The organism is Streptomyces sp. NPDC053513 (assembly GCF_044544765.1).
In the GTDB taxonomy this organism is placed as follows: domain Bacteria; phylum Actinomycetota; class Actinomycetes; order Streptomycetales; family Streptomycetaceae; genus Streptomyces; species Streptomyces litmocidini.
Window position 1 is genome coordinate 341,998 of sequence record NZ_JBITXP010000003.1, and the last position, 15,066, is coordinate 357,063.

The following is a 15,066-nucleotide window of genomic DNA, read 5'->3' on the forward strand; positions in this document are numbered from 1 at the left end:
GGTGATGATGCCCCCGTAGGCGTTGTGGAGCCGTACGTGCGCGCGGTGCGGGCAGCGCTGCCCGGGCGGCGTGCCGGAGCACGCCGCGCGCGTCGAACAGGTTGAGCGGAGTGAGGGTCCGGCGTGGCGGACCCGGGATCAGAGTTCGGAGTCGATGAACGCGAGGAGTTCGTCGACCGAGGCGGACTCGACCCGTGCGGACAGATCGTCGTGGTCGGCCTGGGTCCGCTGGGCGGGGATCCGGGCCGCGAGTGCCTGGAGCCGCTGGACGATCTCGGCCCGGACGTCGTCCTGGGTGTCGTCCGGCAGCTCGCCGAGCGCCGCCTCCAGCCGGTCGAGTTCGGCCAGGCCGGGGGTGGACGCCGAACCGGCGGGATCCACGGCGGATTCCGCTTCGGCCGGGGCGAGTTCGGTGTGGAGGTGGGCCACGACCGCCAGCGGCGTCGGGCAGTTGAAGAGGAAGGTGGCGGGCAGCCGCAGACCGGCGGCGGTCTGCAGCCTGTTGCGGAGCTCCACCAGGGTGAGCGAGTCGCAGCCCATGTCCTTGAAGGGCCGGTCGGCGGGGACGCCGGCGGCGGAGGACCGGCCGAGCACGGCGGCGGTCTGCACCCGGACGAGGTCGAGGAGCAGCTCCTCCCGCTCGGCCGGGCTCAGCGCGGCGAGCCGGTCGCGCAGGGGCTCGGTCGCCCGGGGTGCGGCCGCGGCCGGCGAGTCCTGTGCCGGTCGCGGGGCGGACGGGACCAGGTCCCGCAGCACGGTGGGCAGTTGACCGCCCAGCGCGCCGAGCGCGGCCCGGTCGATCGGCGCGGGCACGAGCGCGGGGGAGTCCACGCGCAGCGCCGCGTCGAGCAGGGCCAGGCCCTCGGCCCGGTCGATGGGCGCGAGACCGGTCCGGGCGATCCGTACCAGGTCGGCCTCGGACAGGGTGCCGGCCATTCCGGTGGCACCCGGCCTTCCCGCGGTGTCCGCCCACATGCCCCAGGCCAGGGACCGTGCCGGGAGCCCCCGCGCCGCGCGGTGCTGGGCCAGGGCGTCCAGGTAGGCGTTGGCCGCGGCGTAGTTGCCCTGGCCGGCGCCGCCGATGACGCCCATGACGGAGGAGAAGAGGACGAAGGCCGCGAGGTCCTGGCCGGCGGTCAGCTCGTGCAGGTGCCGGGCCGCGGTGGCCTTGGCGGCGAGCACGGTGTCGAGGCGCTCGGGGGTGAGCGCCGTGATCACGCCGTCGTCGAGCACGCCCGCGGCATGGACGACGGCGGTGAGCCGTACGCCGTCCAGCAGCTTCGCGAGCGCGTCGCGGTCGGCGGTGTCACAGGCCGCGAGGGTGACCTCGGCACCCGACTCGCCGATCTCGGCGGCGAGTTCCTTCGCCCCGGGCGCGTCGGCGCCGCGCCGGCTGACCAGGAGCAGACGGCGGGCGCCGTGCTCGGTGACCAGGTGCCGCGCGACCAGCCCGCCGAGGGCCCCGGTGGCGCCGGTGACCAGGACCGTGCCCTCCGGGTCGAGGGCGGCGGGCAGGGTGAGGACGACCTTGCCGACGTGACGCGCCTGGCTGACGTACCGGAAGGCCTCCGGCGCCCGGCGGACGTCCCAGGTGCTCACCGGCAGCGGCGTCAGGGCCCCCGACGACAGCAGGCCCATGACGGCCGTGAGCATCTCGCCGATCCGCTCGGCCGGCTCCTGGAGCAGGTCGAAGAAGCGGTAGTCCACCCCGGGGTGCTCGGCCGCGATCAGCGCCGGGTCGCGCAGATCGGTCTTGCCCATCTCCACGAAGCGTCCGCCGCGCGGCAGCAGCCGCAGGGACGCGTCCACGAACTCGCCGGCGAGGGAGTTCAGCACGACGTCCACGCCGAGGCCCCCGGTGGCCGCGCCGAACGCGTCCTCGAAGTCCAGGGTGCGGGACGACGCCAGGTGCGTCCCCTCCAGGCCCAGGTCGCGCAGGGCGTCCCACTTGCCGGGGCCCGCCGTGCCGTAGACCTCGGCACCCAGGTGCCGGGCCAGCTGGACGGCGGCCATGCCGACGCCGCCCGCGGCGGCGTGGATCAGGACGCGCTCGCCCGCCGTCAGGCCGGCGAGGTCGACCAGGGCGTGGTAGGCGGTGAGGAACACGATGGGCGCGGACGCCGCCTGGGCGTACGTCCAGTCGGCGGGCATGACGGCGACCAGCCGGTGGTCGGCGACGGCCGTCGGACCGAACGCCCCGGAGAGCAGGCCCATGACCCGGTCGCCGACGGCGAGACCGGTGACGCCGGGACCGACCTCGGTGACCACACCGGCCCCTTCGAGGCCGAGCGGACCGGGGTCGCCGGGGTAGAGCCCCAGCGTGCCCAGGACGTCGCGGAAGTTGACGCCGGCGGCGCGCACGGAGACGCGGACCTCGCCGTCGCCCAGCGGGGCCAGGGCCTCCGGGAAGGGATCGAGGGCCAGGTGGTCCAGGGTCCCGCGCTCGCGCACCACCATCCGCCAGGCGGCCGTGCCGGCCGGAGGCACCAGGGCGCCGCCGGACGTCGCCGGGACGATCCGGGGCACGAGCGGGGCCCCGTCCCGTACGGCGAGCTGGGGCTCGGCGCCGAGCAGCGGCAGCGCCGTACGGCAGTCCTCCGCCGTCTCCACGTCCAGGAGTCCGACCCGGCCGGGGTTCTCGGTCTGCGCCGAGCGCGCCAGGCCCCAGACGGCCGCCAGGTCGGGGTCCGCGTCGGAGTCCTGCGCCGTGGCCACGGCCCCCCGGGTGACGAGCACCAGGCGGGAGTCGGCGAGCCGGTCGTCGGCCAGCCACGCCTGGAGCAGGGCGAGCGCGCGGTGCACGGCGGGCCCGGTGCCGTCCGCGTGCCCTTCGAGCTCCGCGAGCGGCGCGAGGACCACGGAGGGGGCGAGCAGCCCCGCGCCGACGGCCTCGCCGAGGGCGGCGAGGTCGGCGTACCGGGGGCCGACGCCCAGGTCGACGGAGCCGAGCGAGACGGCGCGCGGGGACGGCTCCGGCTCCGCCGTGGCCGGCTTCCAGTCCAGGCGGTGGAGCGAGCGCGGCACGGCCACGTCCTCGCTCACCGGGCGCAGGACGAGCTCCTCGACCTCGGCGACGACCGCGTGGGCCTCGTCGAGCAGGGTCAGGGACACCGCGTCCGGTCCGGTGGGGTGGATCAGCACCCGGACGGCACGGACGCCGGGCTGGTGGACGGTCACGCCGCGCCAGGAGAAGGGCAGCAGACGGCGGCCGCCGTCGTCGAGCGCGGTCATGACGATCGGGTGCAGGGCCGCGTCGAGCAGCGCCGGGTGCAGCCCGTAGGAGGCGGCGTCGGTGACGGAGGCCGGCAGGGCGACCTCGGCGACCAGGTCGGTGCCGTGCCGCCACGCGGCGCGCAGGCCCCGGAAGACCGGGCCGTAGGCGTAGCCGGAGGCGGCCAGCTCGTCGTAGCAGCCGTCGACGGGCAGTGCTTCGCCCTCCCCGGCGGGCCGGGCCGCGGCGGACGCGGAGGCTCCGTCGTGCGGGGCGAGCGCGCCGGTGGCGTGCAGGGTCCACGGCTCGACGGCGCCGTCCGGCGTCTCCGTGCGGGCGTGCACGGTCACCGTCCGCTGTCCGTCGTCGCCGGGCGCGGCCACGACGACCTGCACTTCGGTGCGGCCCTCGTCGGGAATCACCAGCGGGGCGACGAGGGTGAGCTCGGCGACCCGGGGCGTGCCGGTCTGCGAGCCCGCGCGGGCGGCGAGTTCGAGGAAGGCGGTGCCGGGCAGCAGGACCGAGCCGAGGACGGCGTGGTCGGCGAGCCAGGGGTGGGTACGGCGGCCGAGGCGGGCGGTCAGGACGGTCTGCCCGGACTCGGCGAGCTCGACGGCGGGGCCGAGCAGCGGGTGCCCGGCCGGGCCTTCGGTGCCGTGCGCGGTCAGCCAGTACCGCTCCCGCTGGAAGGCGTACGTGGGCAGGGCGGGCGTCCGCCCCGGGCCGAACACGGCCCGCCAGTCCGGGCTCCGGCCGCGGACGTGCAGGGTGCCGAGCGCGGACGCCAGGGTGCGGCGCTCGGACCGGCCGCGCCGCAGCACCGGCACGAACGCGAGCTCCTCGTCGTCCAGGCAGTCCTGCCCGAGGGCCGACAGCACGCCGTCCGGGCCGAGTTCGAGGAAGGTCCGCATCCCGAGCCCGTGGAGCGCGGCGAGGCCGTCGGACATCCGCACCTCCCGGCGCACCTGCCGCACCCAGTAGTCGGCGGTGACCTCGACGGGTCCGCCGGTGACCGTGGACACCATCGGGACGCGCGGCTCCGCGTACCGCACCGTCGACGTGACGGCGGCGAACGCGTCGAGCATCCCGTCCATGCGGTGGGAGTGGAAGGCGTGGCTGACGACGAGCCGACGCGTCTTGCGCCCCTGGGCGGCGAAGGCGGCGGCGATCTCCTCGACGGCCTCGACGTCGCCGGAGACGACGACGGCCAGGGGGCCGTTGACGGCGGCGATGCTCACCTCGTGCCCACGGCCTTCGAGGAGCGCGGCCACCTCGTCCTGCGAGGCCTGGACGGCCGTCATCGCGCCGCCGGACGGCAGCGCCTGCATGAGCCGGCCGCGCGCGGCGACCAGGGCGCAGGCGTCGGGCAGGGTGAGGATCCCGGCGACGTGGGCGGCGGCGAACTCGCCGATGGAGTGGCCGAGCACGGCGTCGGGCGTCAGGCCCCGGTGCTCCAGGAGCCGGAACAGCGCGACCTGGAGGGCGAAGAGGGCGCACTGGGTGTTCTCGGTGCGGTCGAGCGCCTCCGCGTCGCCGAACATCACGTCGCGGATCGGCGGCGTGCCGGGCACGGAGGCGCGGCAGGCGTCGAGTTCGGCGCACACCGCGTCGAGGGCGGCGGCGAAGACCGGCTCGGACTCGTACAGCTCGCGTCCCATGCCGACGCGCTGGCTGCCCTGCCCGGTGAAGAGGTAGGCGAGACCGTCGTCGGTGCGTGCCGTGCCGACGGCCAGCGCGGAGTGCGGTTCGCCCCGGCCGAGCGCGGCCAGGGCCGCGACGGCCTCCGCGTGGTCCTCGGCGGTGACGGCCGCGCGGTGGTCGAGGGCGGTACGGGTCGTGGCCAGGGCGCGGCCGAGGTCACGGTCGGACACCCCGTCGAGGCCGTCGAGGGCGTCGACGAGCGCGGTGGCCTGGGCGCGCAGCGCCGGTTCGGTACGCCCGGACAGCACCCACAGCGGGTTGTCGTTCTCGTCCCCGGCTCCGGCCCCGGCCTCGGGCGCGACGGGCTCGGCGGGGGCTTCCGCCAGGACGACGTGGGCGTTGGTGCCGCTGATGCCGAAGGACGACACACCGGCGCGCCGGACCCTGCCCTCTTCGGCGGGCCAGGGGCGCGGCGCGGTGAGGACTTCGACGCCGCCGGTTTCCCAGTCGACGAGTTCGCTGGGCTTGCTGAGGTTGAGGGAGGCGGGGAGTTCGTCGTGGCGCATCGCCATGACCATCTTGATGATGCCGCCGACGCCGGCGGCGGCCTGGGCGTGTCCGAGGTTGGACTTCAGGGAGCCGAGCAGCAGGGGCTGGCCGTCGCGCTGGGTTCCGTAGGTGGCGAGGAGTGCCTGGGCTTCGATGGGGTCGCCGAGGACCGTGCCCGTGCCGTGCGCCTCGACGGCGTCCACGTCTGTGAAGGTGATTCCGGCGTCCTGGACGGCGGCGCGGATGACGCGTTCCTGGGCGGGGCCGCTGGGGGCGGTGAGGCCGTTGGAGGCGCCGTCCTGGTTGACGGCCGAGCCGGCGACGACGGCGAGGACGTTGTGGCCGAGGCGGCGTGCGTCGGAGAGCCGTTCGACGACGAGGACGCCGACGCCCTCGGCCCAGGCGGTGCCGTCCGCGTCCGCGGAGAACGACTTGCACCGGCCGTCCGCCGCGAGCCCCCGCTGCCGCGAGAACTCCACGAAGATGCCGGGCGTCGACATGACCGTCACACCGCCAGCGAGCGCCAGCGAGCACTCGCCCGACCGGATGGCGCGGACCGCCAGGTGCAGGGCGACCAGCGACGACGAGCACGCGGTGTCCACCGTCAGGGCCGGACCCTGCAGACCGAGCGTGTAGGCCACCCGGCCCGACGCCACACTGGACGTCGTGCCCGTCAGACCGAACCCGGCGGCACCGGCGCCCGCCTCGCCGAGCCGCGGACCGTACTCCTGTGCCATGACACCGGCGAACACGCCCGTCTGGGTGCCGCGCAGCGAGTCGGGGGCGATCCCGGCCCGCTCCAGGGCCTCCCAGCACACCTCCAGGTAGGCGCGCTGCTGCGGGTCCATCGCCAGCGCCTCGCGCGGCGAGATCCCGAACAGTTCGGCGTCGAACTCCGCCGCGCCTTCGAGGAATCCGCCGTTGCGGACGTAGGTGGTGCCCACGTGCGCGGGGTCGGGGTGGTAGAGGCCGTCCAGGTCCCAGCCCCGGTCGGCCGGGAAGCCCGAGATGACGTCGCGCTGCTCGGCGACGACCCGCCACAGCGCCTCGGGCGAGTCCACCCCGCCCGGGAAGCGGCAGCCCATGCCGACGATCACGACGGGGTCGTCCTCGTCGGTACGGGCCTCGGGCGCCGTCACGGCCTCCTGCGGCGCGTCGGCGAGCAGGTCGGCGAGCGCGGCGGGGCTGGGGTGGTCGTAGACGACGGTGGTGGGAAGCCTGCGTCCGGTGGCGGTGACGAGCCGGTTGCGCAGCTCGACGACCATCGCCGAGTCGATGCCCAACTCCTTGAACGTCCGACGGGGTTCGACCTCGGCGACGGTGTCGTAGCCGAGCACGGCGGCCGTGTGCGCCCGCACCAGCTCCAGGGCGGCCGGACCGGTCAGCGTGCGGTTCGGCTCGGCCTCGGGGGCGTCCGCGGTGTCCTCCGGGGGCACCGCGGGCCGCTGCGCCGGTGCCAGGGTCCGGGCGGCGTGGGGCTGCCCGGTGATCCAGTGGCGGCGGCGCTGGAAGGCGTACGTCGGGAGCTCGGCGCGGGTGGTGCCGGCGGGCAGGACGGCGGACCAGTCCACCTCCGCGCCCTGGCAGAACGCCTCGCCGAACGCGAGCAGCAGCCGTCGTCGGCCGCCCTCCCCGCGGCGCAGGGTGCCGAGGGCGGCGACCGGCATGTCGGCGGCCTCCGCGGTCTGCTGGACGGCGAGCGCCAGGACGGGGTGCGGGCTCATCTCGACGAACAGCTCGTGCCCGGCGTCCAGGAGGGCCCGCACGACGGGCTCGAACCGCACGGGCTCGCGCAGGTTGCGGTACCAGTAGTCGACGTCCAGCTCGGAGCCGTCGAGGGCGGTGCCGGTCACGGTGGAGTGCAACGGCACGCTTCCGGCGCGCGGCGCGATCCCGGCCAGTTCGGCCGGCAGCGTGTCGCGCACGGCGTCGACGTGCGGGCTGTGCGAGGCGTAGGCGACCGGGACGCGCCGGGTGCGCACCTCCTCGCCGTACCGTGCGGCCAGGGCGTCCAGGTCGTCCCCGTCACCGGCCACCACGGTCATGCCGGGCGAGTTGACGGCCGCCACGCTGAGCCGAGGGAATCCGGCCAGGTCGGCGCGGACCCGGTCGGCGGGCAGCCCCACGGTCATCATGCCGCCGCCGCGCCCGGCGAGCGCGCCGAGGGCGGTGCTCCGTACGGCGATCAGGCGGGCGGCGTCGTCCAGGGTGAGGGCGCCGCTGACGGTGGCGGCGGCGATCTCGCCCTGCGAGTGGCCGACGACCGCGGCGGGTTCGACGCCCGCCGCCCGCCACAGCGCGGCGAGTCCGACCATCACGGCCCACAGCGCGGGCTGCACGACGTCGTCGCGGTCGAGGGCGGGTGCGCCGGGGCGTCCGCGCAGCACGTCGGTCAGCGACCAGTCGCGGTACGGGCGCAGCGCGCGCTCGCAATCCTCGACGACCCGGGCGAACACGGGGGAGTCGTCGAGGAGTTCCGCGGCCATGCCGGCCCACTGCGAGCCCTGGCCGGGGAAGACGAACACCGCCTCGCGGACGGTCCGGTGGCTGCTTCCCTCGACCGCGGCCTGGGTGCCCCGGGAGTCGGCGACCGCGTCCAGGGCGGTCAGCAGCTCGTCGCGGCCGGAGCCGGTCAGCACGGCGCGGTGGGTGAAGGCGGTGCGATCGTGGGCGAGGGCCCGGGCGACCTCGGCGACGTCGAGTTCCGGACGTTCGGCGAGGTGGTCGCGGAGCCGGGCGGCCTGGGCGCGCAGGGCCTTGTCGCCGCGGCCGGAAATCACCCATGCGACGGCCTCGGAGGCGTCCGACGCCTCTGTCTCGTCCGGCGTGTCCTCCGGCTTGTCCCCGACGGTCGGGGAGGCGTCTTCTCGCCATTCTCCGAGGACCAGATGACAGTTCGTCCCGCCCATTCCGACCGATGTCACACCGGCGAAGAGCGGCCCGTCGGGATTCGGCCACGGGCCGGTTTCGGTGGAGGCGGCGATCCGCAGTTCCTCGAAGGGGATCTGCGGATTAGGGGTTTGATAGTTGAGAGTCGGAACAAGTTCCCGCTCTTTGAGGCAGAGAATCGTCTTGACGAGACCCGCTATGCCCGCGGCACCTTCGAGGTGGCCGATGTTCGTCTTGACGGAGCCGAGGAGAAGCGGGTTGTCCGGAGTGCGGGAGGAGGCGAATACGGCGCCCAGAGCAGAGGCTTCTATGGGATCGCCGACCCGGGTGCCCGACCCGTGTATTTCCACGTACTGCGCTTGTTCCAGCGGTATACCGGAGTTTTCCCAGGCGTCGCGTATGACGCGTTCCTGGGCCTTTCCGTCGGGGGTGGGGAGGGTGTCGCTCGCGCCGTCGCTGCCGACGGCCCCACCGTGCAGCAGACAGTGGATGCGGTCCCCGTCGGCGAGGGCCCGGCTGAGGAGCTTCAGCACCACCACGCCGCCGCCCTCACCCCGGACGTAGCCGTTCGCCCGGGCGTCGAGGCTGTGACATCGCCCGTCGGGCGAGAGGCTGCCGAAGGCCGCCAGGGCCTGGGTGCTCTCCGGCGCGAGGTTGAGGTTGACGCCGCCTGCCAGGGCCGCCACGGATTCGCCGCGCCGCAGGCTCTCGCAGGCCAGATGCACCGCGACCAGCGAGGACGACTGCGCGCTGTCGACCACCATGCTCGGTCCCCGGAGGCCGAGGACGTAGGAGACCCGGTTGGCGATGATGCTCCGGTGTAAGCCGGTCACCGTGTGCGCGGAGGTGGCTTCGGGGCCGGCCGCGTGGGTGAGGGTCGCGTAGTCGTCGGCGATCGCGCCGACGAAGACGCCGGTGGCGGTGGAGGCGAGCGTGGCCGGGACGATGCGGGCGTCCTCCAGCGCCTCCCAGGCGAGCTCGAGCACGAGGCGCTGCTGCGGGTCCATCGCGGCGGCTTCGCGCGGGGATATGCCGAAGAACTCGGCGTCGAAGGTGTCGACGCGGGGCAGAAAACCACCGGGGCGCGACGAGCCGTCGTCCAGGGCGCCGAGGTGCGCGCGATCCGCGGGCGGCTCGGCTATGGCGTCACGGCCGTTCCTGAGCAGATTCCAGAATTCGGCAGGGTTCGCCCCGCCGGGAAAACGGCACGAAAGCCCGACGACGGCGACGGTCCGGTCGTCCGTCTGATCGGGTGCCAGGTCCCCCGTGTCGATTTGTGGTGCTGCCGCCTCGATCTGGGCATGGCGGATCATCGTGTTCTGCTCCCCCCGTGAAGCACGATCAACGGCGTTGCCGACTCGGCGGCCCTGCCAGACTCAATCTCGTTTCGGACCCTAGCACCGAGGCGGCGCTCCGTAAACCAATGGCCAGAGCGGGGAGTTGGTAAGCAAAATGAATGTGATGGGAAATCAAAGAAAAGCTTTGAGGGCCTCTCGCGGGGAGTCGTTTCACGCCATCTCGGCACACGGCCGAAGCCTCCCGGCCCGGTGACTCCCCCTCCGGCGGGAGGGCGGATGTCGGACCGGGGCAGGAGGCCGGAGCCGGGGACCCTACTCGGCCTTCGCCGCGGGGTCCGCCTTGGTCAGCGTGCAGACGCCGTCCACGCACTGGCGCTCCAGACGGCCCCGCGAGATGGTCTGGGCCAGGCCGACCATCCAGCAGGTGGGGCAGCCGCGGAAGGCGATGAGGGCCAGCGGGGCCGCCAGCAGGGTGGCCGGGCCGGCGACGGGCACCATCGCGATCGAGCCGATGATGAGCCCGAAGCCGATGACGCCGCGCGCCAGGTGGCGCGGGACGGACTTGCTGGCGAAGTTCGGCGCCGCGGACGGTGCCTTGACCTCGGTCGGTGCGATGACCGGGGACTTCGTGCCCTCGGGGGGCTTCACGATGTTCACGGTGTTCATGGGCGTGACTCTCCTTCGACTGGTCGGTCGATGGCTCGATCTGGTGCCTGGTCGGTCGCTTCCAGCGCGTGACGCAGCGCCGCGCGTGCTCTGTGCAGCCGTGACTTCATCGCGGCGGTGCTCAGGCCGAGCGTGTGGGCGACGGTCTTGCCCGGCAGGCCCTGTACGTCCCGCATGATCAGGACCTGCCGCTGCTCACGGGGAAGGGCGCTGACCGCGGCCGCGATCCGCTCCACCTCCAGCCGGTACAGCACGGCCTCCTCGGCGGACGGTTCCGCGGATGCCTCCGGCTCGGCCGAGGGCTCGTCGCGCATGGCGATGAGCAGCCTCACCTGCCGGAGGCACTCGTTGCGGACGATCCGGAACATCCACGAGGCAAGCGCGCCGGTGGCCCGCAAGGTGCCGATCTTCCGGTAGAGGATGATCAGCGCCTCTTGTGCCGCGTCCTCCGCGTCCTGCGGCGAGGCGCACAGTGATATGGCGAACTTGCGCACATGCGGCTGCGATTCCATGACGACGGTGGTGAGCGACGTGACGTCGCCGTCCTGAGCGGCCTTGATCAGCCGCTCGTCGGGCCAGGGGAAGCGTTGGTTCATGTGCTACTCATACCGGAAGGCGCCCCGTGCGCAGGCGCCGGTCAGGTGCGGCTCTTGTTGAAGCGTCGCATCAGGTGCCAGCTGCACGCACCCACGAGCACGACGCCCACCACGATGATGGCAGTCCACATAGTTGCTGTTCCCTCCGTGTTCCTCCGGCCCGTTCGGCCGGTACACACATAAGAGACGGGGAGGTGCCGGGAGGATTCGCGTTCCTCCGAAGTTTTTTTCGGAACCGGTCCGAGCGCCCGCTACCGGCCCTCGAGCAGGTCGCCGACAGCCGCGATACCTGCGGTGACGGCACGCTCGCCGACGTTCCCGAAGCCCAGGACCAGCCGCACCGGACCCGGCGCGGGCGAGGTGCGGCAGGCGCTCATGCCGTAGAGGCCGACGGACCGGGCGCGGGCGGCGGCGACGACGGCCCGCTCGTCGGCCGGCCCGGCGAGCCGGGCGACCGCGTGGAAGCCCGCCGCGAGACCGGTCACCCCGACCCCGGGGGCGTGCTCGGCGAGGGCGGCCACCAGGGCCGAGCGCCGCGCCGCGTAGGTCGCCCGCATCCGCCGCAGGTGCCGGTCGAAGCGACCGGACTCGATCAACGTCGCGAGGGCGAGCTGGTCGAGCGTGGGCGACCCGCGGTCGCTCAGCCGCTTCTGCTCGACGACCGCCCCGGTGAGCGCGGCCGGACACACCATCCAGCCGATGCGCAGCGCCGGCGCGAGGGACTTGCTCACGGTGCCCAGGGAGATCACCCGGTCCGCGGCGAGCCCCTGCAGGGCGCCCACCGGCCCGCGGTCGTAACGGAATTCGGCGTCGTAGTCGTCCTCGACGATCACCGCGTCCCGGCTCCTGGCCCACTCGATCAGCGCGAGCCGGCGCTCGGGTGCCAGGACGACACCGGTGGGCCACTGGTGCGCGGGGGTCACGACGACGGCGCGGGCGTCGGTGGCGGCGAGGGCCCGTACGTCGATGCCGAACTCGTCGACCGGCACGGGGACCGCCGACACGCCCGCCCAGGACGCGGCCGAGGAGACCGTGGCCGGTGAACCGGGATCCTCGTACGCCACCGTGCGGACGCCCGCCCCGGCCAGGGCGCGCAGGGCGAGGCCGAGGCCCTGCGCGTAACCGGCGCAGATCACGATCCGCTCCGGGTCCGCCGCGGCGGCGCGCACCCGCCGCAGATATCCGGCGAGGACCTCGCGGAGCTCCGCGCTGCCGCGCGGATCCCCGTACCCCAGCGCCGACTTCGGCATGGCGCGTGCCGCCTCGCGGGTGGCCCACAGCCAGTCCGCGAGGGGGAATCCGCTCAGGTCCGGGACGCCCCAGGTGAAGTCGGCCAGGAGGCGCGAGGGGGCCGCCGCCGCCGGTGCGGTCGCCGGCGGCGGTGCCGCGCCGGCGGCGACCCGGGTGGCGGAGCCGACGCGGGTCACGAGGTACCCCTCGGCCTGGAGCTGGGCGTAGCACTCCTGCACGAGACCGCGGGAGACCCCGAGCATCCGGGCGAGCTCACGGGAGGACGGCAGCCGTTCGCCCACCCGCAGCCGCCCGGTCCGGACGGCGTCCCGCAGCCGGAGTTCCAGCTGGGTCCGCAGCGGCTCGCCGCTGTCCCGGTCGACGACCAACAGCAGCTCGGGCGAGAGACCGGACCACTCCAGAGGCATGGAACCGGATCTTACTGAGGACCGGCCCGGCCCCCTAGCGTCGTCCGCGTGACCAAGTTACTCAACTCCCGAGCGGAGGCCGCCGGTTCACGGCCGCCCCTGGTGACGCGGCCCCTGCTGCTGCGCTTCGTCTCGATCATCGGCGCCTCGACGAGCTTCTACCTGCTCCTGTCGGTCGTCCCCCTCTACGCCGAGGTGACCGGAGAGGGCCGCGGAAACGCCGCCGGGCTCACCACGGGCGCGCTGATGCTGGCCACGGTCGGCGGCGAGCTGGCCACTCCCCGGCTCGTCGCCCGCTTCGGCTACCGCCTCGTCCTGGGGGCGGGACTCTTCCTCCTCGGCGCGCCCGCGTTCGCGCTCACCGCTTCCGGCGGCGCGGTCTGGATCACGGCGGTCTGCCTCCTGCGCGGCCTCGGCTTCGCGTTCACGGTCGTCGCGGGCGGCGCCCTGACGGCCTCGCTCATCCCGGCCGAGCGCCGTGGGGAGGGCCTGGCGCTCGTCGGCATCGTGACCGGGATCCCTTCGCTGGTGGCGCTCCCGCTCGGGGTGTGGCTGGCGGTGCACGTGGGGTACGGGCCGGTGTTCGCCGCCGGTGCCGTGGCCGCGCTGGCCGCCGTCGTCTCGGTGCCGGGCCTGCCGGACCGCGAGGGGGACACGGGCCCGGACCGGGACGCGGACGGTGAGGCGGACACGGGCCTGGGTCGTGAGGCGGACGTGGGCCCGGGTCGTGAGTCGGACGCGGGCCCGAAGGGCGATCCGGGTCGTGAGGCGGACGCGGGCCGGGAGGGGGACGCGGGTCGTGAGGCGGGCCTGAAGGGCGACCCGGCCCGTGGGGCGGCCTCGGACCCGGACCGTGTTCCGGACCGCGAGGCGGGCGGCGGTCCGGGCCGTGATCCGGAGCCGGGGCGGCCGATCGGGGTGATGGCGGGATTCCGTACGCCCGCCCTGTCACGGCCCGTTCTCGTCTTCTCCGTCACCGCGCTGGCCGCCGGGATCCTCGTCACCTTCCTCCCCCTCGCCGTGCCCTCGGCCTCCGGGGGCGTCGTCGCCACGGCCCTGTTCGCCCAGACCGCGGCGGCGACCGTGGCCCGCTGGGTCGCCGGCCGGCACGGCGACCGGCACGGGCCGGCCGCGCTCCTCGTCCCCGGCCTCCTCGTCGCGGCCGGGGGGACGCTGCTCGCCTCCCTCACCCACAGCCCGGTCGCCGTCGTCATCGGCGTGGCCCTGTTCGGGGTCGGCTTCGGCATCACGCAGAACACCACCCTGACGCTGATGTACGCGCGTGTCCCCGCCTCCGGTTACGGGACGGTCAGCGCCCTGTGGAACTTCGCCTTCGACGCGGGCATGGGCGTCGGGGCCGTCGGCTTCGGGTTCCTCGCGGACCGGACCGGCTACCCGTGGGCGTTCGCCCTCACCGCCGTCCTGATGCTCACGGCCCTCGTCCCGGCCCGGCGCGACCGCCGGACGGAGGGCCCGCGCGGGGCGTGATCACATGTGCGGCTGGCCGTAGTACCGGGCGAACTGCTCCAGATAGCCGGGCTCGCCGCCCTGCTTCGCCTCGTCGAAGTCGGGGGCCGCCTTGATCTGCTCCTTCGTGCGGTCCACGTACACCTTCCTCTCGGCCGTGTCGATCAGCTCGATCGTCCCGGCCGGGAGCAGCACCCGCCTGCCGAAGATCCAGGCCCCCACGTCGACGACCAGATAGGACGAGCCGACGTCCTCGGAGTGCCTGTCGATCTTCCCGATGGAACCGTCCGTGGCCTCGACCTTGTAGCCGACGAGGTCGACGCCCTGCCGGTACCCCGTGCTCGGGCGGTGGTTCCAGATGTCGAACTCACTCATGGCGGCTCTCCCTCCGCCTCCATCCTCCCGTGGCGCACCGGAGCCCGCACGTCGTCGTCCGTGGGGGACGGACGGGCGGGGCGGTACCCCGTTCGGCCCCCTGCCGCTTGCCGCGCCCGCCCGCGGCGTCAGGCTGAAAGGGTGAGAGCCCCCCTGTTCCTGCGAGTCCCCCCGCCCCCGCGAGTCCCTCCGTTCCCGGCGATCGCTCCGCTCCGGCGGACCCCCGCACTCCGGCAGGGGCCCTCGCTCCGGCGGGCGTCCTCGCTCCGGCGGATGCCGCTGCTCCTCGTGGCGGCGGCCGTGCTCTCCCTCTCCGCCTGCGGGGCGTCGCAGGCGCGCCGGGACGGGGCGACCGAGGCGGGCCGGTTCTTCGAGGAGTCCCTCGTGTCCGGGAACTTCCGGGTGGCCTGCGCGCTGCTCGCCCCCGAGAGCCGTGACCAGCTCGAAGAGGACGAGAAGAAGCCCTGCGCCCAGGCCCTGGCCTCGCAGGACCTGCCGCGCGGTGGGGGAGTGCGGAGCGTGGACGTCCACGGCAGGCAGGCGCTGCTCCGCCTCCACGGCGACACGCTGTTCCTCTCGCAGTTCGACGAGGGGTGGCGGGTCACCGCCGCCGGTTGCGCGCCCGAACCGGGCGACACGCCGTACAGCTGTGTACTGAAGGGGGCATGACGTGAGGACCCTGTTCGTGGCGTGCGTGGTGACCATCGTGGGCGGCC

At 74.5% G+C, this 15,066-nt stretch carries 7 protein-coding genes; 2 read left to right on the forward strand and 5 right to left on the reverse strand.

All coding sequences use genetic code 11. The annotated features are described in order from the left end of the window. Positions 1 to 138 precede the first annotated feature (138 nt). The 4 genes from ACIGW4_RS07185 to ACIGW4_RS07200 form a co-directional block, all read right to left on the reverse strand. Entirely contained in the window at positions 139 to 9,603 is a 9,465-nt protein-coding gene (locus tag ACIGW4_RS07185) for a type I polyketide synthase (RefSeq protein ID WP_399578926.1), read from the reverse strand. A gap of 297 nt (positions 9,604 to 9,900) precedes the next feature. Then, complete coding sequence (locus ACIGW4_RS07190) at positions 9,901 to 10,254, reverse strand: hypothetical protein (RefSeq protein WP_359591893.1); 354 nt, start codon at positions 10,252 to 10,254, stop codon at positions 9,901 to 9,903. Continuing rightward, on the reverse strand, positions 10,251 to 10,850 hold the full coding sequence (locus ACIGW4_RS07195; RefSeq protein ID WP_123458558.1) for an RNA polymerase sigma factor: 600 nt from the start codon (positions 10,848 to 10,850) through the stop codon (positions 10,251 to 10,253). The genes ACIGW4_RS07190 and ACIGW4_RS07195 overlap by 4 nt, the downstream gene beginning before the upstream one ends. Positions 10,851 to 11,101: 251 nt before the next feature. Continuing rightward, entirely contained in the window at positions 11,102 to 12,508 is a 1,407-nt protein-coding gene (locus tag ACIGW4_RS07200; protein WP_399578931.1) for a PLP-dependent aminotransferase family protein, read from the reverse strand. A gap of 48 nt (positions 12,509 to 12,556) precedes the next feature. Here ACIGW4_RS07200 and ACIGW4_RS07205 point away from each other — a divergent pair, with 48 nt between their 5' ends. Beyond that, positions 12,557 to 13,996 (forward strand): MFS transporter, encoded by a 1,440-nt coding sequence (locus ACIGW4_RS07205; RefSeq protein ID WP_399578934.1) that lies wholly within the window; start codon positions 12,557 to 12,559, stop codon positions 13,994 to 13,996. On the opposite strand, the gene ACIGW4_RS07210 is transcribed toward ACIGW4_RS07205, so the two are convergent. After that, complete coding sequence (locus ACIGW4_RS07210; protein ID WP_123458555.1) at positions 13,997 to 14,350, reverse strand: PRC-barrel domain-containing protein; 354 nt, start codon at positions 14,348 to 14,350, stop codon at positions 13,997 to 13,999. A 273-nt stretch (positions 14,351 to 14,623) separates the two neighbouring features. Between ACIGW4_RS07210 and ACIGW4_RS07215 the strand changes: the two genes are divergently transcribed. After that, the gene (locus ACIGW4_RS07215) at positions 14,624 to 15,019 is read left to right on the forward strand and encodes a hypothetical protein (RefSeq protein ID WP_399578937.1); all 396 of its coding nucleotides are present in this window, start codon (positions 14,624 to 14,626) and stop codon (positions 15,017 to 15,019) included. Positions 15,020 to 15,066: the final 47 nt, after the last annotated feature.